Source organism: Polaribacter sp. HL-MS24, assembly GCF_032758595.1.
Classification (GTDB): Bacteria; Bacteroidota; Bacteroidia; order Flavobacteriales; family Flavobacteriaceae; genus Polaribacter.
The window spans coordinates 376,341-397,581 of record NZ_CP136415.1 but is presented as its reverse complement, the minus strand read 5'-3'; the positions used below and the strand labels follow the sequence as shown (position 1 = coordinate 397,581).

Below are 21,241 nucleotides of genomic sequence, written 5' to 3'. Positions count from 1 at the left end.
ACAAATATAGGATTCAAAAACTATTTTTTGTAGTTTTATTTACTATTTTTGAAATTCTTATGGATTTATTCAATAGCGCATTTATAGACAATATTTTACCCTTTGATGGTACAGCCAATTATCATGGTGCAGTTTTAACTACTGCACAATGTACTTTTTTTTATGATGCTTTTCTGAAAACCATTTCTTGGAAAAATGATGAGGCAATTCTTTTTGGGAAGAAGATCATTACCAAAAGGAAAGTAGCTTGGTATGGTGAGTCGGAGTTTTCGTATACCTATTCTAATGTCACCAAAAAGGCACACCTATTTACCAAAGAATTACTCGATCTAAAAAGAATTATAGAAAAGGAAAGTAAGGAGACTTATAATTCGTGTTTGTTAAATCTCTACCATACTGGCGAAGAAGGAATGGGGTGGCATTCTGATGGTGAAAAAATGCTTAAAAAAAATGGAGCAATTGCTTCTGTAACTATAGGGGCGACTCGTAAATTCTCTTTCAAACACAAGGAAACCAAACAAAATGTATCTATTTTTTTAGAAAATGGAAGTTTATTGGTGATGAAAGATACTACACAAACTCATTGGTTGCATCGATTGCCTCCAACCAAAAAAGTGAATTCACCCCGGATCAATTTGACTTTTAGAACCATCGAATTGTAGTCAGAACCTCCTCTTGGTCAATTTTTATCTTTAAGAATTTTTGAGAGCGCCAAACTTTTGAAGTTTTCTGGAGGTTGTGTCTTAGGGAATAAATTATTCACACATACTGGGATATCAGCTCCCCTGTATTTAAGACTTAAAAATCCTGACTTTATGTTATAAGTTTCTATATTTTTGCATAAAATTTATCATTTGGATTCAAAGAAACAAACAACGACTAATTTAAATAAATATATCAGCTCTTCAGGAATGTGTTCTAGAAGAGAGGCTGAAAAGTATATTAGCGAAGGGAGAGTTACGATTAATGGTAAAGCTACACAGTTGGGCAACAGAGTGGGCAAAAAAGATGTTGTAAAATTAGACGGGCGACTAGTTGTTCCTGTAAATGCGACTCTTTACATTGCACTGAATAAACCTGTCGGAATTGTTTCAACTACCGATGAAAGAGAGCCAGATAATATCATTCAATACATCAATTATCCAGAACGATTATTTCCAATTGGACGCTTAGACAAACCTTCAGAAGGCTTGATTTTTTTAACAAATGATGGAGATATCGTCAATAAGATTTTGCGTGCTGGAAACAATCATGAAAAAGAATATTTTGTTTCTGTAAATAAAACGATTACGGAAGACTTTATCCAAAAAATTGGGAATGGAATCCCTATTTTGGGAACAGTGACTAAAAAGTGTTTGATAGAAAAAGTGAGTGATAAAATTTTTAAAATCATTTTGACCCAAGGCCTCAATCGACAAATACGACGGATGTGTGAGTACCTCGATTACGAAGTGACTAAATTGAAACGTACTCGAATTATGAATGTGGAGTTGGGTTATTTGCAAACTGGAGATTGGCGAGAACTTACCGATGAGGAAATGAGTGAGATCAATGCAATGATTGCTACTTCATCAAAAACAGAAGAAGCTTCTTCTGTGAATCAAAAAACCAAAAAAACAATTTCAAAAAAGAAAACGGCACCTTTAAAAAATGATTTTAATAAGAAAAGTGCTTCATTTCGAAAATCTTCTTCCAAAACGAAGAATGCTACTGGTTTTTCTTCTAAAAAGAAACGTAGATTTTAAGCTTTTATCTTTCGGGATCTTTTCATTTATCAAATCTTAAATAATGGTATCTTTGCCGCAAGGAACCGAAATAACAATTTATTTTTTCATAAAAATAAATTAAAACAATACAAAGAGAACTACGTATGTAACGATGTTCTTGATGCTGTGATCTTTAGTCATTGCAGAAGCAACAAAATTTAAAAGTGTGAAATTCGATTTAAAAGTTACAGACCCTAAAAGCAAGGCAAGGGCAGGAGTTATTACGACAGATCATGGTGAGATAGAAACTCCGATTTTTATGCCTGTAGGAACGGTTGGAACGGTAAAAGGAGTGCACCAAACAGAACTTAAAAACGAGATCAATCCAGATATTATTTTAGGAAATACCTATCATTTGTATTTACGTCCTGGGATTGATATTCTAGAAAAAGCGGGAGGTCTACACAAGTTTATGAACTGGGATCGAAATATCTTAACCGACTCTGGTGGATATCAAGTTTATTCTTTGTCTGGAAGAAGAAAAATTAACGAACAGGGCGTTAATTTTAAAAGTCATATCGATGGCTCAATGCACTTTTTTTCACCCGAAAATGTTATGGAAATTCAGCGATCTATTGGAGCTGATATCATCATGGCTTTTGATGAATGTACTCCATATCCTTGTGATTATGGGTATGCAAAACGTTCGATGCACATGACTCACAGATGGTTGGATCGTTGCATCAATCATCTAGAAACCTTACCTTTTAAATATGGATATGAGCAAACTTTTTTTCCAATAGTGCAGGGGAGTACCTATAAAGATCTAAGAAGACAATCTGCCGAGTACATTGCCAATGCAGGAGCACAGGGGAATGCAATTGGAGGTCTTTCCGTAGGAGAACCCGCGGAAGAGATGTATGCGATGACAGAAGTTGTAACAGAAATTCTTCCAGAAGACAAACCTCGCTATTTAATGGGAGTGGGAACACCCATTAATATTTTAGAAAATATAGCATTAGGAATTGATATGTTCGATTGTGTAATGCCTACCAGAAATGCGAGAAACGGGATGTTATTTACCGCACATGGAAGCATTAATATCAAAAACAAAAAATGGGCAGAAGATTTTTCTCCCATTGATGACATGGGGATTACTTGGGTAGATACCATGTATTCGAAAGCCTATTTGCGCCATTTGTTTGCAGCTAAAGAAATGTTGGGAAAACAAATTGCTTCGATTCATAATCTTGGTTTTTATGTTTGGTTGACAAGAGAAGCTAGAAAACATATTCTTGCAGGTGATTTTAGAGAATGGAAAGATAAAATGGTTGTGCAAATGGACAAACGGTTATAGGTGTTACTCAGTACTATCATCGGTTCAAGAGCAATAATTAATAAGATTTAAGATATTTTGAAAATATTAGATTGGTACATATTAAAACGATATTTGGTAACATTCTTATTTACCTTACTTATTTTGATCCCTATCGCTATTGCAATAGATATTTCAGAAAAGATAGACAAGTTTTTAAATCATAACCTCTCTTTTTATCAGGTAGTTACAGAGTATTACAGTCATTTCACGATCTATTATGCCAATACATTTATGCCATTGGCCCTGTTTATTGCCGTTATTTTATTTACTTCAAAACTGTCCAATAACACCGAGATCATCGCCATCAATAATGCGAAAATTTCTTTTACAAGATTTTTATATCCTTATTTTGTTGGAGCTACCTTGGTCACTTTAATGGCCTTATTGATGAATCATTTTGTGGTTCCCAATAGCAGTAAAGAACGGAAAAAGTTTGAAAACAATTATTTGAAACAGCAGAACTACCAAGACAAATATGTAAAAAACTTTAGTTTACAGCTTACTGATAGTACTTATATTTTTATTCAAAATTTTGACACACAATCCAATTCAGGATTTAATTTTTCAACAGAATTGTATGACGGGCTTATTTTAAAATCAAAGCTCGTTGCAAACACTATTACATGGAAAGCCGTAGACAGTACGTTTTCACTTTCAACTTGGAAATTAAGAAGGTTATTTCCAAACAAAGATAGTATTTCACAAGGAAATCGATTGGATACTGTTTTTGCATTTACTCCAAAAGATTTGGTTTATAAGTCTGCATTGTCTCAGGAAATGCCTTCCAACGAGTTGGGTGCTTTTATCAACCTTTCAAAGAAAAGAGGAATTAAGAATCTGAATGCGTATTATGTCGAGTATTACAAAAGAACAAGCATGCCCATTGCGTCCTATATTTTAACAATTATTGCGGTTGCCTTGGCCTTTCGAAAGAAGAGAGGTGGAACAGGATTGAATTTGGCGATTGGAATTGCGATTATGTTTATCTATGTTTTTTTAATGAAAATTGCAGAGGTATTGGGTGCCGTTGCGGGTGTAAATTCGCTATTATATGTTTGGTTGCCAAACATCATTTTTGGCTGCTTGGCCATTTATCTCTACTACCATGCTAAAAAGTAAATTAAAAAACCACCTCTTACTACATTTAGTGGTCTTTATCTGGGGATTTACGGCTATTTTGGGAGCCTTAATCACTCTTGAGTCTGTAGCGTTGGTTTGGTTTCGTATGGGGCTAGCAGTACTCTTTATTGCGCTGTATTTTGTTTGGAATCACAAATCATTTAAGGTAGATACCAAAGGGTTGATAAAATTTTTTTTGACAGGCATCCTCATTGCGCTCCACTGGATTTTCTTTTTTAAGGCAATTAAAATTTCTAATGTTTCAGTTGCTCTAGTTACTATGGGGACGGGTGCTTTTTTTACGGCATTGATAGAACCTTTATTCTTTAAAAGAAAAATTAGACCCTTGGAAATCGTTTTAGGTTTGATTGTTGTTTTTGGGCTCTATATTATTTTCGATAATTTTGAAGTAGCTCGCTATCAAACCGGTATTTTCTATGCTTCCATCGCCTCTTTTTTAGGAGCTTTGTTTGCGGTTTTAAATGGTCTATATGTCAAAGAGTATGAAGCAGATGTAATTTCTTTTTATCAATTGACGTCTGGAGTCCTCTTTGTGACGGTGTATCTATTTTTCTTAGGGAGTTTTACTATTGAATTTTTTCAAATTCCAAAATTAGATTGGATGTATTTGTTTGTGTTAAGCAGTGTTTGTACCGCCTATGCATTTATCGTTTCTGTAAAAGTGATGCGCTTTATCTCGCCGTATTCGGTGATGTTGGCAATCAATCTCGAACCTATTTATGCAATTATACTGGCGTTATTGATTTTTGGGGATCAAGAAAAAATGAATTCAGAATTTTATTATGGAGCTTTTATTGTGTTTTTTGTAGTTTTGTTAAATGGAATTTTAAAAAATAGTGCTTCTTTTAAAAAGAAGTTCTCACGTAAAACTGTTAGCAAAAATTGAAACGATAGTACAGTAAAAAGCAAATTTTATAGTATGTTTGCTGCTACAAACAAACTAGAATCAAATTACTACTAAATGGAATATTTAGATTTTGAAATGCCAATTAAAGAGTTAGAACAGCAACTTATTAAATGTCATGAGATTGGTACAGACAACGAGGTTGACGTTTCTGCGACTTGTAAAAAGATTGAAAAAAAGCTTGAAAAAGCAAAGAAAGAAATATACAAAAACTTATCGCCCTTACAGCGAGTTCAACTTTCCCGTCATCCAAACAGACCTTACACTTTAGATTATATAAAAGCAATTTGCGGTGACACTTTTATGGAACTTCACGGGGACAGAAATGTAAAAGATGACAAAGCCATGATTGGTGGTTTGGGGAAAATTGGAGATCAATCGTTTATGTTTATTGGTCAACAAAAAGGATACAATACCAAAACACGTCAGTATCGAAATTTTGGAATGGCAAATCCTGAAGGATACCGAAAAGCTTTGCGTTTGATGCGTATGGCTGAAAAATTCAATATCCCTGTTGTGACTCTTTTAGACACTCCAGGTGCATATCCTGGTTTGGAAGCTGAAGAACGTGGACAGGGAGAGGCAATTGCTAGAAACATCTTAGAAATGACTCGTTTAAAAACACCGATTATTACGGTCGTTATCGGTGAGGGAGCTTCTGGAGGCGCCTTGGGAATTGGTGTTGGGGATCGCGTATACATGATGGAAAACACCTGGTATACTGTTATCTCACCCGAATCTTGTTCTTCAATTTTATGGAGAAGTTGGGAGTACAAAGAGCAAGCAGCCGCAGCTTTAAAATTGACTGGTACCGATATGAAAAAGTTAAATTTAATCGACGGAATTATCAAAGAACCTTTAGGGGGAGCACACTATGACAGAGAAGGTGCTTTCTTAGCAGTGCAAGAGCAAATTACAACAGCTTTTGATGAATTAAAAGATTTAACGACAGAAGATTTAGTGGCTCAAAGAATGTTGAAATATTCTGAAATGGGTGTGTATAAAGACTAAAAAAATTTCTGTTCTATAAAAAAAAACCGAGACTTTTAAGTTTCGGTTTTTTTGTACTCTTTAGGAAGCTATTAGTGCCTCTTTCAAAATCGTAATGGGATGTTTTGCAATTCGCTGTGTACCATCAAAAATTTGATGTCTACAACTTGTTCCTGATGCAACAATTTCTGTTTCTTCTGGGGTATTTCTAATTTTTGGAAACAAAGTATCTTCTCCTACTTGCATCGAAATTGCATAGTGTTCTTTTTCGTACCCAAAAGAGCCTGCCATTCCACAACAACCCGTATTCATAATTGTTACGGCATAGTTCTTCGGAATGTTTAATATTTGAAAACTAGCGTGAGTTCCAGATAGTGCTTTTTGATGGCAGTGTCCATGAATTTTTAAAGTCTTTTCATCTGATGTAAAGCTTTTGGAATTGATGTTTCCTTTTTCAACTTCGTTGGCTAAAAACTCTTCAAAAGTAAAGGCATTTTTGGAAATTTTCTCTGCCGAAATTGGATCATCTGCCAAACGAATGTATTCATCTCTAAAGGTTAAAATTGCGGAGGGTTCGATCCCAATCAAAGGCGTTTCTGCAGTAATCAACTCTTTAAAAATTGTCACATTGGTATTGCAAACTGCTTTGGCTTGTTTTAAAAATCCCTTCGAAATAAAGCTTCGTCCTGATTCTTCGTGATCTACGAGTCGTACCTGATAACCTAATTGGTCTAAAAGAGAAAAGGCATCTTTTCCAATTTCTACATCATAAAAGTTGGTGAACTCATCACAAAACAAATACACAACTTTTTGATGACTGGTAGTAGGTTGCTTTCTTGCCCACTTTTTAAATGTTTTGGGAGCTAATTTTGGAACACTTCGCTCTTGAGCAACACCCATTGCTGCCTTTGCAAAAGGAGTATTTAAAATTGCATTTGTCAAAGCAGGTGCGATACTTCCCAGCTTGTTGTATTTTACGTTGTTGGCAAACAGTCTACTTCTAAATGAATAGCCATTAGTTTCTTGGTATTGATATAGGAATTCTGCTTTGAGAGTTGCGATGTCAACATTACTCGGGCATTCTGAGGCACACGCTTTACAGCTCAAACACAAGTCGAAAACTTCCTTCAATTCTTTCGAGTCGAATTTATTTTTCGCATCATTATTGGTCAATACCTCCCGCAGCATATTGGCCCTTGCACGCGTTGTGTCTTTTTCGTTTTTGGTGGCTCTATAACTTGGACACATGGTTCCACCTGCAGATACAGGTTTTCTACAGTCTCCAGATCCATTACATTTTTCAGCGAGCTTTAAAATTCCTTCGCTATCGGAAAAATCTTGAATGGTTTCAATGAATGGCTCTTTTCGGTCAATTTCATAACGCAAACTTTCATCCATTGAAAAGGCATCGGTAATTTTCCCCTTATTGAAAATATTATTTGGATCAAATGCTTTTTTAATTCGTCTTAATAATTGATAATTTTGCTCTCCAATCATCAATGGGATAAACTCTGCGCGCACAATTCCGTCTCCATGTTCACCACTAAATGACCCCTTGTATTTTTTGACAAGCTCGGCAGTTTCTGTGGTAATTTTACGAAACAAAACCACATCCTCTTTCTTTTTCAAATTCAAAATAGGGCGTAAATGCAATTCCCCAGCTCCCGCATGGGCATAATATACTGCATCTTGCTGATATGTATCCATTATTTGGGTAAACTCTTGGATATACTTTGGTAAGTCTTCCAAAGCTACGGCAGTATCTTCAATACATGCAACAGCTTTTTGATCACCGACCATATTTCCCAATAATCCCAAACCGGCCTTCCTTAAATGATGCACTTTTGCAATATCTTTCCCGTAGACTTTAGGGTGGTGATATCCAAATTGATTCGCTTCAAGATCGGCAATTAAATTGTCTGCTAAAACTTCTGCTTCTTCTGCTGTATTCGCTGAAACTTCTAACATTAAAACAGCAGCAGGATCCCCTTGTAGAAAGAACCTATTTTGTGCTTGCTCTCGATTACTTTTTGTACAATCTAAAATTGTTTTATCCATCAATTCACAATTATACAAATTGTGTTTCATGGCTGTAACGGTGGCAATTAAACTTTCATTGATACTCGTAAAATGAGAAGTAACCATAATGCTTTCCGAGGGAGGTAATGGGTCTAACTGCAATGTCATTGCTGTTGAAAATGCTAAGGTACCCTCGCTTCCAGATAAGAATTTTGCAACATTAATAGTCGGTTGATTTCCTCCAAATAAGTCGGAAGTTAAAAATTCATCAACTGCATACCCTGTATTTCTACGATGAATGCTTTCTTTTGGAAACTGTGCTTTTATCTCTTGTTGATTGACCTTGGAGGAAAGTTCTTTGAAAATAGAAGCATAGATACTTCCTTCTAAAGTTTTTTCTTCTTTTTTTTGTAAGAATTCGGTAGAAGTAATTTCATGAAAAATGGCCGTCGAGCCATCACTTAAAATGGTATCAATTTGCAACACTTTATCTCGTGTTACGCCATATTTGATAGAGGTACTTCCCGAGGAATTATTCCCTACCATTCCCCCCATCATACATCGGTTCGAGGTTGAGGTATTGGGGCCAAAAAATAATCCATATGGCTTTAAAAACACATTCAATTCATCTCTTACTATTCCCGGTTGAACAGTAACTGTTTTATTCATTTCATCAAATTTGACGATTGAAGTAAAATGCTTGGAAACATCTACTATAATTCCATCTCCAACACATTGACCTGCCAAAGAGGTTCCTGCAGTTCTGGGGATTAATGTGATTTTGTTTCGAGTTGCAAAGGCAATCAGAATTTTAATATCCTGTTCATCTTTTGGAAATGCAACTGCCAGTGGTATTTTACGATAGACAGATGCATCTGTAGCATAGATGGTTTTGTGTAATTTATCAAATACTAGTCTACCAGAAAGTGACTGGTCTAATTTTTTTAAAGTAGCATCGTGAATCATATAAAAGCCTGAGATATTCTTATTTTACAAATATCTGAATAAAAAAACCATATTCAGAAGTTTCCTCAGTTGTTTCTATATTTTTGTTGATTTGCTAATATATAAACAAGATCTTTAAGAATTTGAGATTGTTTTGAATCCCTAAATTTGAACTTCAGAGATTTTAAAATCAATAAAAATTTCATTTCGAGCAGATTGCTTGATTTGAAATCAGCAAAGTTGTACAGCAGCTATTTACATAGATACACGTGTTAAAAGCCTAAAAATTAATGCTCAATAGAATACTCTTTTTTAGCGATTCCAATTCCTTTGATTCGAAGAGACTTCCATGCCTTGGGGAGGATTGGATTGCTTTGTTCTATTCCTAGTTCGGTGATTTTGAGTCCTCCAAATCCAAATAAAACAGTTTGCAACATTCCTCCTGCACCCGTTGCAAAATACGGATTGTTACTGGTTGCCGATTCGGCCAATGCTCCAAATGGAGGTCTTTTATTTGGGGCATAACTTTCTTTATACAGACGATAGGCATTTTCAGAATCACCCAAACGTGCATATATTACGGCAAAAATTGATTTCCCCATAGCAGGACCCTCTTTGGCTAATTTTGGTTCGTAATATTTCAAATCCTTAACAACAGTTTCTGGGTCGTTAATTATGTTGAGTGGGTAAGTTAACAAGTTGACATCGGCCTGTTTGATCCGCTCTCCATTATAGGTCTCATGTTCTTTGGTTGTGCCATCTTTGAATTTTAAAATCCGAATGTTTGAAGCGATTTCTTGCCATTCTTTTGGGAAAGGCCTTTGTAGTTCTTGACTTGCCAAAATGGCAAAATTGATCGCAGTACTTGCAGCTCCATTGGTAAAGGCATTGTCGGTAACGTTGGGTGCAAATTCATTTGCTCCAACTACATTTTTTATAGAATAGGTGTCATCTGTATTATGAGTGACTCTACTAACCCAATAATCGGCGACTTCTTTTAACATTGGATATCCTCTTTCTGTCAGCCATTTTTTGTTTTTAGTAACACGATAATAATTCCAAAAGGCAATCGCTACATCTGCGGTAATGTGATGTTCAAAAGTACCCGTGAGTGCCCATGCTGGAGTTGCTTCTTCACCGGTATCATCACTCTCCCAAGGAAACATTGCTCCTTTGTATCCGAAATTGATGGCTTTTTGTTTTGCTTTTTGAATTCGATCTGAACGGTAGTTGACCAATGAACGAGCGATATCTTGATTGAGGACCAATAATGGTGGAAACATCCACAATTCGGTATCCCAAAAAATATGTCCATTATAGTTTTGCGAAGACAAACCCATGGGAGCGATACTCAAATTTGAATCTCCTCTTGAAAAGGCGTACAAATGATACAATGCCAATCGAACATCCAATTGGTCTTGTAAATTTCCCTCAATAACGATATCCCCTTCCCATAAATCTTGCCAAAGTTTTTTATGTTGGTTCAACAAATCTTCCTTTGGAGTCAATAAGTTGAAAATTACAAAGCGCTCAGATTCTGTTTGAGGGTCTTCAAAATCTTGAGTAGTACAAATGGCAGCAGACCAAGCAAAAGCTAACGCAGTTCCTTTTTTGATGTTTTTAGAAAAGGACAATTGATGATTGTAGTCATCTATGATTTCGTGTTTCAATTCGGGCCTTTGATGTATTCTACTACTGTTGATATCGTGCCAGATAAAGGTTCCTGAAGCAGCTACAAGATGCTTGTTTTCTCTACTTCGTGCAACAGTTTGTAAGATAGGCATTGTGGTTTCCAAATCCTTTAAAACTCTAAATGTACTGATAGGTTGATGGTATTCTGAAGGAGTATTCATTCCTGCAGTCGCCTGTATGTTGATGTCTGTATGGGCTTCAATGGAGATGTCCAAATAACCACTATATTGAACATTTCGCAATGCATACATGGTGTACGAAATGGTCGCTTTGTCTTTGTAGGTAAAGCGAGTGGTAAATGAAGCTTCTTTCATGTTGAGGGTTTGATTCCAATTGGAAATAGTACTGTCAGTGAGAAGCTCTCCATCAATACTGATTTGTAGGTCTTGAAAATTAATACCTTTCAGAATTTTGCTTACCCCTAACGGAGATTCTTTATCGTAGACATTATTCAAGATAATTTGTGCAGTTTTAAACAACTCCGAAGAGGGAAGGATTCCAATTCTACCATTAGCGGTAACAATACCAGTATAATCAGTGTTTTTTGTGGTAGAAAGATGCCAACCATCAGTTTGAGCAATGCTAATGTGTGTAAGGAGAATAAGGGAAATAAATAGTTTTATTTTCATGAGATTTTTTGTGTTTTTTCCAATTCAATGGTAGGTTTGCAATTCGTTGGTAATCGATATAAGGTGACTAAAGCTCCCATGATGACTATATTTTTAAAAATATATTGTCCAAGTAATGAAAAAGAAAAAGGCAACATCATAAATGAATCTTCAGTAAATAAAAAGAGCGGTACAAAAGTAAGTATCAGATGTCCAAGAGCTACGATTGCAACTTTTTTTCGATACAAATTGAAGAGCAATAATATACCAATAGCGACTTCTAAGCTCGCTAATAAAATGATAGCCAAATCGGAAGGGATCATTCCAAGTGTAAGGAATTTAATTGTTTTTTTTGCTAAAATTTCAGCAGGGCTTAAAAATGAGAAAAACTTTAAAGATCCAAACCAAACATAGACAATACCAATTGTAATTGCTAAAATATGATTGGTTTTTATTTTTCTTAGGATGTTCATTTTTTTAAGTTTAGTCCGTTGATGTATCTTCTTATCGAAAGTGAAGTTTTTTTTGAGACTTACAAAGTAAATTCAAGGATTCGATATCTAAAAAGAGACGAAATCGTTTTCGGTATTCAAATATAACTTTTTTCATCGATTTGTCTTCCTTTTGATTGCTGATGAGGTAAATTCACTTTAAATAAAATGAACAATAAAACTTCTGTATGAATAAAAAAATTCTAATTTGGTCAATCACAGCTGCTTTGGCTGGATTTCTTTTCGGATTTGACATTGTAGTGATTTCTGGAGCAGACAAAAAGTTACAAGCACTTTGGGGATCTTCTGATGCCTTTCACGGCTCTGTAGTTATGGCTATGGCACTTTGGGGGACAGTATTTGGTGCTTTGTTTGGTGGGATTCCTACCAATGTATTAGGAAGAAAGCAAACCTTATTATGGATTGGAGCTTTGTATTTTGTCTCTGCAGTTGGATCTTCTTTAGTCAATGATCCGTATTTATTTGCTTTTTTTAGGTTTATCGGAGGTGTGGGTGTAGGTGCTTCAACAATTGCAGCTCCAGCCTATGTTTCAGAGATTTCTCCTGCCAAAAACAGAGGAAAACTCGTTGCTTTGTATCAGTTTAATATCGTATTGGGAATTTTAATTGCTTTCCTTTCCAACTATTTGTTACGCAATGTTGGAGAAAATGCTTGGCGTTGGATGATTGGAGTAGAGGCCTTTCCAGCATTATTGTATACTGTACTTATTTTTACGGTTCCAAACAGCCCTAGATGGCTCATTTCAAAAAATAGAGAGGAAGAAGCAAAAAAGGTATTAGACTTGATCAATCCTGATGGTGATTCTGAACAGTTACTCTCAGAAATTAAAACAGAAAATGAAAGCCATACTGCTGGAGAAAATATTTTCATGAAAAAATACAGGTTCCCTTTAATTTTGGCCTTTTTACTTGCTTTTTTCAATCAATTATCAGGAATCAATGCTTTTCTATATTATGCTCCTCGAATATTTGAAGAAGCAGGTCTTGGAGAAAGTACTGCCTTATTGAGTAGTATTGGAATTGGTGCAACTAATTTAGTCTTTACGTTGCTAGGTGTTTTTTTAATAGATCGTTTAGGAAGAAAAACACTGATGTATATTGGTTCCATAGGATATATCATTTCATTGAGTTTGGTTTCTATCGCTTTTTTCCAAAACTGGGGAGGGCTCGCAGTTCCACTTTTCTTGTTTTTGTTCATTGCATCACATGCTATTGGACAAGGTGCTGTAATCTGGGTATTTATTTCAGAAATTTTTCCAAGTCACTTAAGAGCAAAAGGACAATCTTTTGGGTCCTCAACACATTGGGTGTTGGCAGCCATTATTCCTTCTTTAGTACCGCTTCTTTTTTCAACGATTGGAGCTGGAGTTGTCTTTATGGTATTTGCCATTATGATGGTATTTCAACTGTTGTTTGTCATCTTTATGATGCCAGAAACAAAAGGGTTGTCATTGGAGGTTTTGAGTAAAAAATTAATTAGAGATGAAGCATAAAAATTTTGCAAGGCTTGTATCGAGTCTTAGTTTGGTCATTTTATTTGCAGTTAGTTTAAGTTGCAAAAATAAAAACGCATCGTCAGTTTCTGAGATAGAAAAGACTGTAGAAGAAACTTTGTATAGACCTAATTTTCACTTTACACCCAAAGCGAATTGGATGAACGACCCCAATGGGATGTTTTTCTTAAATGGTAAATACCATTTGTATTTTCAATATTACCCCGACGGAAATGTATGGGGACCTATGCACTGGGGGCACGCAATTAGTAAAGACATGATTACTTGGGAAGAACAGCCTATCTCTATTTATCCAGACGATTTGGGATTGATCTTTTCCGGAAGTTCGGTGGTTGATGCAAATAATACCTCTGGATTTGGAAAAGATGGAATTGTACCCATCGTTGCAATCTACACCTATCATAACATGAAAGGGGAGAAAGCAGGAGATTTAGATTTTCAAACTCAAGCCATTGCATATTCTTTAGACGAGGGGATGACCTGGATCAAATATGATAAAAACCCTGTGATTTCCAATCCAGGGATTAAAGATTTTAGAGATCCAAAAGTGATTTGGAATGCAGCAACAAGTAAATGGATACTGACACTGGCAGCTGCAGACAAGGTTTTATTTTACAGTTCGAACAACTTAAAAGATTGGAAGTTGGAATCGGAGTTTGGCAAAGAGCTAGGTCAACATAACGGTATGTGGGAATGCCCCGATTTGTTTCCTATGAAAATAGCAGGAACTGACCAAACCAAATGGGTCTTATTGGTAAGCATCAATCCAGCAGCCCCAAACGGAGGAAGTGGAACACAATATTTTATAGGCGATTTTGATGGAAGTCAATTTACCGTAGATCCCGATTTTAAAATCCAATTGGCAGAAGAAAATGCGTTGTGGGTCGATTATGGTCGAGACAATTACGCTGGGGTAACCTGGTCTAATATTCCACAACAAGACGGGCGAAAACTATTTATTGGTTGGATGTCGAATTGGGAATATGCCAGAGAAGTACCCACAGAAAATTGGCGAAGCGCGATGACCATTCCTCGAGAATTAAGTCTTCAAAATATTGAAAACAGCTATGTTTTGACTTCCGTTCCAATTGCAGAATTGTCGAGCTATGTTTCAAAAACAATTTTAAAAGAGAAGCTGGTTGTCAATCAAAAGAAAGCGATTATTTCAAAAGATGAGGTAGATCTTTCAAGAATTGAGTTAGAGATGGAATTGAACAATTTGACAAAAAACACCTACTCCTTTCTTTTTGAGAACAGTCAAGGAGATAGTCTTTCTTTTGGATTGAACAATATTGAAAAGAACTATTTTTTGAATCGTCAAAAATCGGGAAGAGTTGCTTTCTCTGACAAGTTTGCCAATACCATTTCTATTGCAAAAAAAAGATCTCCATCTTCTAATTTGAAGGTGAAAGTTCTTGTCGACAAAACCTCGATTGAAGTTTTTTACAATGATGGTGAAACTGTAATGACTGAAATTTTCTTTCCAAATCAACCTTTTGAGACCTTATCAATTTCAACTTCAGATGATCAATTGATTTTAGAAAATATCAAAATTAAAGAATTTCAATTCAACTAATTCCTGTTAAAAAATGTCATCGATTGTTTGTTTTGGAGAAGTATTGTGGGACGTATTTCCGTCCTATAAGATGATAGGAGGTGCGCCTCTTAATGTTGCGTTGAGATTGAATTCTTTGGAAAATGATGTAACAATCATTAGTAGTGTAGGGAAAGATGTGCAAGGTGAAGCTTTGTTAGATGATCTCAAAGAGAAAGACCTGAGCACTACATCTATACAGCTTACGGGTTCTTATAAAACTAGCGAAGTACTCGTCAGTATTGATGATACAGGTTCTGCGAGTTATACCATAGAATTCCCATGTGCTTGGGATTTTATTTCCCTAAACAATGCAACAATTTCTGCCGTACAAAGTTCTGATGCATTTGTTTTTGGGAGTTTAATTGCAAGAAGTGAAATGTCTTTCACAACTTTATTAGCACTTTTGGATGTTGCTGTTTTTAAGGTCTTTGATGTGAATTTAAGACCTCCGCATTACGAAATCAGTACCATAGATACATTGATGCAAAAAGCGGATTTCATCAAGTTTAACGATGAAGAACTGTTTGAAATTTGCAAGTCGCTTGGTTTTCAATCGACTAATGTAAATAAGAGTGTCGAATTTATTTCAAAACAAACCAATACAAATAAGATATGTGTGACCTTGGGAGCTAAAGGAGCTTTGCTCTTTGTCGAAAATATTTTTTATTTCAATGAGGGCTATCAGGTGCAAGTAAAGGATACGGTAGGAGCTGGAGATTCTTTTTTAGCAGCACTCATTCATCAATTGTTAGAAAATGTTTCAGCTCAAAAAGCCATTGATTTTGCGTGTGCAGTTGGAGCAATCGTGGCTTCAAGTTCGGGAGCCAATCCAAAAATAAGCGATCAGCAGATCACTGATATGTTACATGCCTAAGTAGTTTTATTTACTTAGTTGAGTTTCTTTTAACCAGAGCCGTTTCTAAAGTAATGGTTTTTGGAGTTATAAGAGCCTTGTTTTTGATTCCCATTACCTCTTCATAAAACTGTCTAAAAGCCATTTTCCCCATTTCATAACCAGGTTGGTTAATTGTCGTAAGTGTAGGAGAGATTACCGAAGACATAAACCAGTTGCTAAAACCTACGACACTAATGTCTTCAGGGATTTTAACTCCTTGTCTTGTTAATTCGGTCATGGCTCCAATTGCAATTAAATCGGTATTGATAAAAAGGCCGTCTACATCTTTATGGTCGATTAATAACTGTTTTGCATTTTTTTTACCTTCTTCAAAACTCTTGTCTTCGCATTCACAAATGTATACTAAAGAGGCATCGAAGGGAAGATTATTGTCAAGTAGTGCTTGCTTATAGCCTAAAAAACGATCTATTGAATTTTGTGGTAAGAGGGCTCCTCTAAAATGTGCAATCTTCCTACAGCCAGTATCAATTAAATGCTGTGTGGCTGTATATGCTGCTTTCCGATCATCAATAATAATTTTTGAACAATTGATAATTTTTGCAATTTTATCAAACATTATCAATGGCTTCCCTTGTTTAATAACATTGTTAAAGTGATCGTAGTTTGCGGTACCATTGGCGATAGATAAAATAATTCCATCGACACCGTGATTCAATAACAAATCAAGTTGTTTTTTTTCTAACTCATAGGAGTCACTCGATTGAAGAATGATGACCAAATACCCTTCTTTTTCAGCCTCTTTGAGGATACCCTCAATCACATTTGAAAAAAAATGATGAACAATTACAGGGATGATCAGTCCAATTGTTTTAGATTCTTTTGTTCTTAAATTTACCGCAAAAGTATTAGGGCTGTAATTTAATTTTCCTGCCAATTCTAACACGAGTCCCTTGGTTTTTTTACTGACATCGGGATAGTCATTCAGCGCTTTTGAAACAGTAGCAACTGAGATCCCTAGGGTTTTTGCAATTATTTTTAAACTCGCTTTTTGCATTATTGAATTTGGGTATTATTCTATTTTCTATTGTTTTTAATTGAGATGCAATAAAGTATTAATGACCTCTTTAATGGTCCTACTTTAAAGATCAAAAATACACATTTTGTAAACAGGATGTAAAAAAATACAATTTACAAGTTATTTTTTTAATAATTAATTGTTGAGTAGTATTGATTTTTTTTGATGATTGAGGTGAGTAAGAAATCTATTTGTGTAGAAATTTACTCTTGACTAAGATAGTGAATTAACTTTAATCAAAACTCATTTTACAATCATTAGGGGATTCGTGAGTCAATATATATTCTTAAGTTTTAAAAGGGCGTATCTTAAGATGGTGAATCCAGCATTTTTTTACTTTTAAAACAGATAACAGTTTCACTGATTTTCAAAAAAAAATAAGTTTATTTTTGATCAGTAAATGGTAAAAATTTCAATTCATTTTTTTTTCAATAGATTGGTATAAAACATAAGCCTGTGTGAGAAAAAAATAGAAAATATTAGTTAAATTTTTAGAGCTGGTTTTGTTTTTTTTTGTAAATTTAAACATCTTAAAAATGTAAAAAATGAAATCTATTTTAATTGTAACTTTTAGTTTTTTTGTATTGGTTAGTTGTGGAAAGTCACAAAAAAGTTCTTCTCCTTCACCAGAAGAAATATCGGCTCCAAAAAAAGTAAACGTTAAGAAGTCTACATCCAATGTTGTCGTAGATGCAGATGGTGTTGCAAATATTGTCATTACCTCGAGTGATGCAATGAAGTTTGATGTTCGAAAAATAACAGTAAAATCGGGGCAGAAAGTAAAACTGACGCTTCAGCATACTGGAAAATTAGACAAACGAATTATGGGGCACAATGTTGTGATCTTACAAAAAGGGGTTAAGCTTTCTGATTTTGCTAGAGAGGCAGCACCTTCTAAAGACAATGATTACATTCCTGTTGGAACGACAGATGTGATAGCACATACCAAAATGATTGGTGGAGGTGAAACTACCACGATTGAATTTACTGCTCCTGCAGCTGGAACCTACGATTTTATTTGTAGTTTTCCTTCGCACTATGCGATGATGAAAGGAAAGTTTATTGTTGAATAAATACGAATATATTGTTGTTCTTGAATTTTAGGGTCAATTAAAATTCAAGAACTTCTATATTTTTGAACTCTATAGGATGGCTTTCACTTTGCAATGAAATATATCCTCCTGTCAGGGCTTGGCCTTCTTTTTCTTGAATTTCTTTTGAAGTTGTCTCTAAGAATTCTCCCCCAATAGTTGGGTTGGAGTATGAAATAACTGGGTTGCCATCGATGTAATGTGTAATTGCATCTTGGGTTACCTCAATTTCTACACGAATCCATTCATCTCCATAAAATGTTTTCCCCTTTGTTTCAATACAGTGTTCTGTTACCGTTGTTGCATTTATTTCAACATGGGTTCCAGGAGTACATAAATTGCCAGAAGCACGTGCTGCTCCTTCTTGAATACCACCAAGAAATTGTGCTTCTAAAGAAATCGGAAAGCCTTGTTTGAGCAACATGGTCTCTGGAGCTTGACAATGAATCATGATTCCGCTATTTTTTGCTGCCCAAGGCTGCCCTCCATTTACTTGTTGGCCAACAAATCGATATTGTAGACGAATTTTGTAATTTGATAACGGAGTTTTGTAAAATAAATGGCCAAACTCTTCTGTAAAAAGATCGTACTCTTCATAGGATACTTTTAGAAGACCATTTTCTACTCGAAAGGTGTTTTTGTAGTTGTTGCCTAATTCGTAACCATTGATTTTCGGTGTCCATCCCTCTAAATTTGTTCCATTAAATATGGACCTCCATTGGGGAATTGATGCTTCTTTTGTATCGGTACTTTTGGTTTCGTTTTTGCAGCCAAAAAAAGCAACAAAAAAGATGAATAATGCCATTTTAAAAATAGAGTTCATAATGCTTGTTGCTTTTGTATATTGGAAAAAAATTTATAAAGAATAGGCCTTTCCTCCGGTCAGTTCCTGGATGTCTCCACAATAATATTCCGCAGGAACGGGTTCATAAACTAGAATATTCTCACCAACTTGTTCAGAGTTTCGAAAAGCACTGATCGTCATCCATTTTAGTTGTCCTAAAAATTCAGAAGTAGTCATTATCTCAGCTTCTGGATTGGCTTTTCGTTCTTCATCAATATCTCCTGTGATCAATAGGTATTTGTCAAGTAAAGCTGTGTATTGTGCTGTAGTAACATCGTCGATTGATTCGGTTCCTGAGGATTTTAAAAGTTGCATAATCTTATCAAAGGCAGCTCTTGTAATTTCTTGGTCTTTGGTTTCAATTACTTCGTAAATATATCGGTCTATAAATTGTGGAACCTTTACTTCTGTTGCTGAAGGTGTGGTTGCTGTCTTTGGTAAAATAATATCTACCAAATTGGTAAGAACCGTTTGTTCGTCGGTAGTTAAAAATTGGGGAACCCATGTTTTAACATCTGCGGTACAACTTTGTAACATGCTGAAAATACTGGGTGCAGTTATTGCAAAACCAGCTGCAAGTCCTAACTTTTTTAATGCGTCTCTACGTTTCATAATACTATGGATTAAGCGTTCTTTTTTAATTCTTTTGCAGCGTGATTAGCTGCTCTTGCAGTAAATGCCATATAGGTTAAAGATGGATTTTGACATCCAGATGAGGTCATAAATGCACCATCTGTTACGTATACATTTTGACATGCATGTATTTGATTGTGTTTATTCAATACAGATGTTTTTGGATCTTTCCCCATTCTAGCAGTTCCCATTTCATGAATTCCTAGTCCCATTGCTCTTTGGTTGGTATTGTCATATCCTCTAACATTCTTATAGCCTGCAGCTTCCAGCATTTTGACAGCTTGCTCTTGCATGTCTTTTCGCATTGCTAATTCATTCTCTCCAAATTCCGCGTCAAAAGTAATCGTTGGCAATCCCCACTCATCCAACTTACTTTCGTCCATGTACATTCTATTTTTATGATTTGGAAGTGTTTCTCCAAATGCGAGTAGGTTTACATTCCATTCTCCGGGTTTTAATACTGCATCTACCAGTTTGGGACCATATTTTAACTCGGCAACCATTTCAGAAGTATCGCCTCTTGAAGCACCTCCTTGATATCCATAGCCTCTAATAAAGTCTTTTGTATTCGTTTTTCCACCTAAGTTTCTAAATCGAGGGATGTAAATACCATTGGCTCTTCTTCCTTTCGCAATTTTGTCCTCAAAATTTTCTGCAGTCGCTTGTGCTCCTACATGAAAATGGTGATCCATAATATTGTGTCCTAGTTCTCCACTATCATTTCCTAATCCATTTGGAAATCTTTCTGATTTTGACTGCAATAGGATTGCTGCCGATGCCATTGAAGAAGCACACAAGAAGATTACTTTTGCGTGATAGATATGTACTTCTTTTGTCTCTGCATCGATAACACGAACCCCTGTTGCTTTTTTTGTTTGATCATCATAGATTACCTCATGTACAATCGAATTTGGTCTTAGGGTCATGTTTCCAGTTGCGTCTGCAGCTGGAAGAGTAGAGGAGTTACTACTAAAATAAGCACCATAAGGACACCCTCTCATACAACGATCTCTATATTGACATGTACTTCGTCCCAATCCTTCTTTGGTTCCTTCGGTAATATGTGCAGTTCTTCCAATGGTTAACAAACGACCGTCATCAAATTTTTCTGAAATTTTTGCCTGTAGGTGTTCCTCCACACAATTTAAATTCATTGGCTTCAGTAGTTTTTGATCAGGCATGTGTTTTAAGCCTAAATTTTGCCCACTAACTCCTATGTACTCTTCAACCTTATCATACCAAGGTTCAATTTCTTTGTAGCGTACTGGCCAGTCTACACCATTTCCATCTTTTTTATTTGCTTCAAAATCAAGATCACTCAAACGGTAACTTTGTCTTCCCCACATCAAAGAACGACCACCAACGTGGTATCCACGAATCCAATCAAAACGTTTGTCTTCATTGTAAGGATGTTTAATGTCGTCTACAAAAAAGTGTTGACGAGCTTCTTGAGTTGTGTATCCAGTTCGGTGCTGTTTGTGTTTGCGAGCAATAGTTTCTTGAGTTGCTTTTCCACCATTTGGCAAATCCCAAGGGTCCAAATGTGCTGTTGGATAGTCCTCTACGTGTTTTACCATTCTTCCTCTTTCAAGAACCAATGTTTTTAAACCGTTTTCGCAAAGTTCTTTTGCTGCCCAACCCCCAGATATTCCTGTGCCAACTACAATAGCGTCGTATTGATGATTTTCCATATTTTCTCTTAATTGTTGTTTGTTATCTGTATAATTATATCGATTT

Annotated in this window: 17 protein-coding genes; 10 read left to right on the top strand and 7 right to left on the bottom strand. The window is 35.6% G+C overall.

Going from position 1 to position 21,241, the window contains the following annotated elements; genetic code table 11:
- Positions 1-59 precede the first annotated feature (59 nt).
- From RRF69_RS01840 to RRF69_RS01815, 6 genes are all read left to right on the top strand, one after another.
- The gene (locus RRF69_RS01840) at positions 60-662 is read left to right on the top strand and encodes an alpha-ketoglutarate-dependent dioxygenase AlkB family protein (RefSeq protein WP_316940300.1); all 603 of its coding nucleotides are present in this window, start codon (positions 60-62) and stop codon (positions 660-662) included.
- Positions 663-911: 249 nt separating this feature from the next.
- Positions 912-1,745: a 23S rRNA pseudouridine(2604) synthase RluF gene (gene rluF, locus RRF69_RS01835; RefSeq protein WP_410479473.1), complete on the top strand. Its 834-nt coding sequence runs from the start codon at positions 912-914 to the stop codon at positions 1,743-1,745.
- A 187-nt stretch (positions 1,746-1,932) separates the two neighbouring features.
- Entirely contained in the window at positions 1,933-3,063 is a 1,131-nt protein-coding gene (gene tgt, locus RRF69_RS01830) for a tRNA guanosine(34) transglycosylase Tgt (protein ID WP_316940298.1), read from the top strand.
- A gap of 57 nt (positions 3,064-3,120) precedes the next feature.
- Positions 3,121-4,203, top strand: coding sequence for an LptF/LptG family permease (locus RRF69_RS01825; RefSeq protein ID WP_316940297.1), 1,083 nt, complete (start codon positions 3,121-3,123; stop codon positions 4,201-4,203).
- Positions 4,190-5,110: a DMT family transporter gene (locus RRF69_RS01820; RefSeq protein ID WP_316940296.1), complete on the top strand. Its 921-nt coding sequence runs from the start codon at positions 4,190-4,192 to the stop codon at positions 5,108-5,110. The genes RRF69_RS01825 and RRF69_RS01820 overlap by 14 nt, the downstream gene beginning before the upstream one ends.
- A gap of 75 nt (positions 5,111-5,185) precedes the next feature.
- Complete coding sequence (locus tag RRF69_RS01815) at positions 5,186-6,139, top strand: acetyl-CoA carboxylase carboxyltransferase subunit alpha (RefSeq protein WP_316940295.1); 954 nt, start codon at positions 5,186-5,188, stop codon at positions 6,137-6,139.
- A 60-nt stretch (positions 6,140-6,199) separates the two neighbouring features.
- Here RRF69_RS01815 and RRF69_RS01810 read toward each other — a convergent pair whose 3' ends face one another.
- The 3 genes from RRF69_RS01810 to RRF69_RS01800 all read right to left on the bottom strand — a co-directional run bounded on the left by RRF69_RS01810 (position 6,200) and on the right by RRF69_RS01800 (position 11,855).
- Positions 6,200-9,103, bottom strand: a complete 2,904-nt coding sequence (locus RRF69_RS01810; RefSeq protein ID WP_316940294.1) for an FAD-binding and (Fe-S)-binding domain-containing protein — start codon at positions 9,101-9,103, stop codon at positions 6,200-6,202.
- A gap of 266 nt (positions 9,104-9,369) precedes the next feature.
- The gene (locus RRF69_RS01805) at positions 9,370-11,403 is read right to left on the bottom strand and encodes a glycosyl hydrolase family 95 catalytic domain-containing protein (protein WP_316940293.1); all 2,034 of its coding nucleotides are present in this window, start codon (positions 11,401-11,403) and stop codon (positions 9,370-9,372) included.
- Complete coding sequence (locus RRF69_RS01800; RefSeq protein ID WP_316940292.1) at positions 11,400-11,855, bottom strand: doxx family protein; 456 nt, start codon at positions 11,853-11,855, stop codon at positions 11,400-11,402. The genes RRF69_RS01805 and RRF69_RS01800 overlap by 4 nt, the downstream gene beginning before the upstream one ends.
- 206 nt (positions 11,856-12,061) lie before the next feature.
- On the opposite strand from RRF69_RS01800, the gene RRF69_RS01795 reads away from it, so the two are divergent.
- The 3 genes from RRF69_RS01795 to RRF69_RS01785 are packed head-to-tail and all read left to right on the top strand — an operon-like array spanning position 12,062 to position 15,879.
- Complete coding sequence (locus RRF69_RS01795) at positions 12,062-13,387, top strand: sugar porter family MFS transporter (protein ID WP_316940291.1); 1,326 nt, start codon at positions 12,062-12,064, stop codon at positions 13,385-13,387.
- Positions 13,377-14,984 (top strand): glycoside hydrolase family 32 protein, encoded by a 1,608-nt coding sequence (locus tag RRF69_RS01790; protein WP_316940290.1) that lies wholly within the window; start codon positions 13,377-13,379, stop codon positions 14,982-14,984. Before RRF69_RS01795 ends, RRF69_RS01790 begins: the two co-directional genes overlap by 11 nt.
- Before the next feature lie 13 nt (positions 14,985-14,997).
- On the top strand, positions 14,998-15,879 hold the full coding sequence (locus tag RRF69_RS01785) for a carbohydrate kinase (RefSeq protein ID WP_316940289.1): 882 nt from the start codon (positions 14,998-15,000) through the stop codon (positions 15,877-15,879).
- Positions 15,880-15,889: 10 nt separating this feature from the next.
- On the opposite strand, the gene RRF69_RS01780 is transcribed toward RRF69_RS01785, so the two are convergent.
- On the bottom strand, positions 15,890-16,915 hold the full coding sequence (locus tag RRF69_RS01780; RefSeq protein ID WP_316940288.1) for a LacI family DNA-binding transcriptional regulator: 1,026 nt from the start codon (positions 16,913-16,915) through the stop codon (positions 15,890-15,892).
- 566 nt (positions 16,916-17,481) lie between these two features.
- Here RRF69_RS01780 and azu point away from each other — a divergent pair.
- On the top strand, positions 17,482-18,009 hold the full coding sequence (gene azu / locus RRF69_RS01775) for an azurin (RefSeq protein WP_316940287.1): 528 nt from the start codon (positions 17,482-17,484) through the stop codon (positions 18,007-18,009).
- A gap of 37 nt (positions 18,010-18,046) precedes the next feature.
- On the opposite strand, the gene RRF69_RS01770 is transcribed toward azu, so the two are convergent.
- Genes RRF69_RS01770 through RRF69_RS01760 form a run of 3 tightly spaced genes read right to left on the bottom strand, consistent with a single transcriptional unit; the run spans position 18,047 to position 21,195 of the window.
- Positions 18,047-18,832, bottom strand: a complete 786-nt coding sequence (locus RRF69_RS01770) for a DUF1080 domain-containing protein (RefSeq protein WP_316940286.1) — start codon at positions 18,830-18,832, stop codon at positions 18,047-18,049.
- A gap of 51 nt (positions 18,833-18,883) precedes the next feature.
- Positions 18,884-19,483, bottom strand: coding sequence for a gluconate 2-dehydrogenase subunit 3 family protein (locus RRF69_RS01765; protein ID WP_316940285.1), 600 nt, complete (start codon positions 19,481-19,483; stop codon positions 18,884-18,886).
- Between the two features lie 11 nt (positions 19,484-19,494).
- Entirely contained in the window at positions 19,495-21,195 is a 1,701-nt protein-coding gene (locus RRF69_RS01760) for a GMC family oxidoreductase (RefSeq protein WP_316940284.1), read from the bottom strand.
- Positions 21,196-21,241 lie beyond the last annotated feature (46 nt).

Excerpts from the sequence above, each read along its gene's own strand:
- RRF69_RS01840 (WP_316940300.1), top strand. The coding sequence starts at position 60 with ATGGATTTATTCAATAGCGCATTTATAGACAATATTTTACCCTTTGAT.
- rluF (WP_410479473.1), top strand. The coding sequence starts at position 912 with ATGTGTTCTAGAAGAGAGGCTGAAAAGTATATTAGCGAAGGGAGAGTT.
- RRF69_RS01820 (WP_316940296.1), top strand. The coding sequence starts at position 4,190 with ATGCTAAAAAGTAAATTAAAAAACCACCTCTTACTACATTTAGTGGTC.
- RRF69_RS01815 (WP_316940295.1), top strand. The coding sequence starts at position 5,186 with ATGGAATATTTAGATTTTGAAATGCCAATTAAAGAGTTAGAACAGCAA.
- RRF69_RS01810 (WP_316940294.1), bottom strand. The coding sequence starts at position 9,103 with ATGATTCACGATGCTACTTTAAAAAAATTAGACCAGTCACTTTCTGGT.
- RRF69_RS01805 (WP_316940293.1), bottom strand. The coding sequence starts at position 11,403 with ATGAAAATAAAACTATTTATTTCCCTTATTCTCCTTACACACATTAGC.
- RRF69_RS01800 (WP_316940292.1), bottom strand. The coding sequence starts at position 11,855 with ATGAACATCCTAAGAAAAATAAAAACCAATCATATTTTAGCAATTACA.
- RRF69_RS01795 (WP_316940291.1), top strand. The coding sequence starts at position 12,062 with ATGAATAAAAAAATTCTAATTTGGTCAATCACAGCTGCTTTGGCTGGA.
- RRF69_RS01790 (WP_316940290.1), top strand. The coding sequence starts at position 13,377 with ATGAAGCATAAAAATTTTGCAAGGCTTGTATCGAGTCTTAGTTTGGTC.
- RRF69_RS01785 (WP_316940289.1), top strand. The coding sequence starts at position 14,998 with ATGTCATCGATTGTTTGTTTTGGAGAAGTATTGTGGGACGTATTTCCG.
- RRF69_RS01780 (WP_316940288.1), bottom strand. The coding sequence starts at position 16,915 with ATGCAAAAAGCGAGTTTAAAAATAATTGCAAAAACCCTAGGGATCTCA.
- azu (WP_316940287.1), top strand. The coding sequence starts at position 17,482 with ATGAAATCTATTTTAATTGTAACTTTTAGTTTTTTTGTATTGGTTAGT.
- RRF69_RS01770 (WP_316940286.1), bottom strand. The coding sequence starts at position 18,832 with ATGGCATTATTCATCTTTTTTGTTGCTTTTTTTGGCTGCAAAAACGAA.
- RRF69_RS01765 (WP_316940285.1), bottom strand. The coding sequence starts at position 19,483 with ATGAAACGTAGAGACGCATTAAAAAAGTTAGGACTTGCAGCTGGTTTT.
- RRF69_RS01760 (WP_316940284.1), bottom strand. The coding sequence starts at position 21,195 with ATGGAAAATCATCAATACGACGCTATTGTAGTTGGCACAGGAATATCT.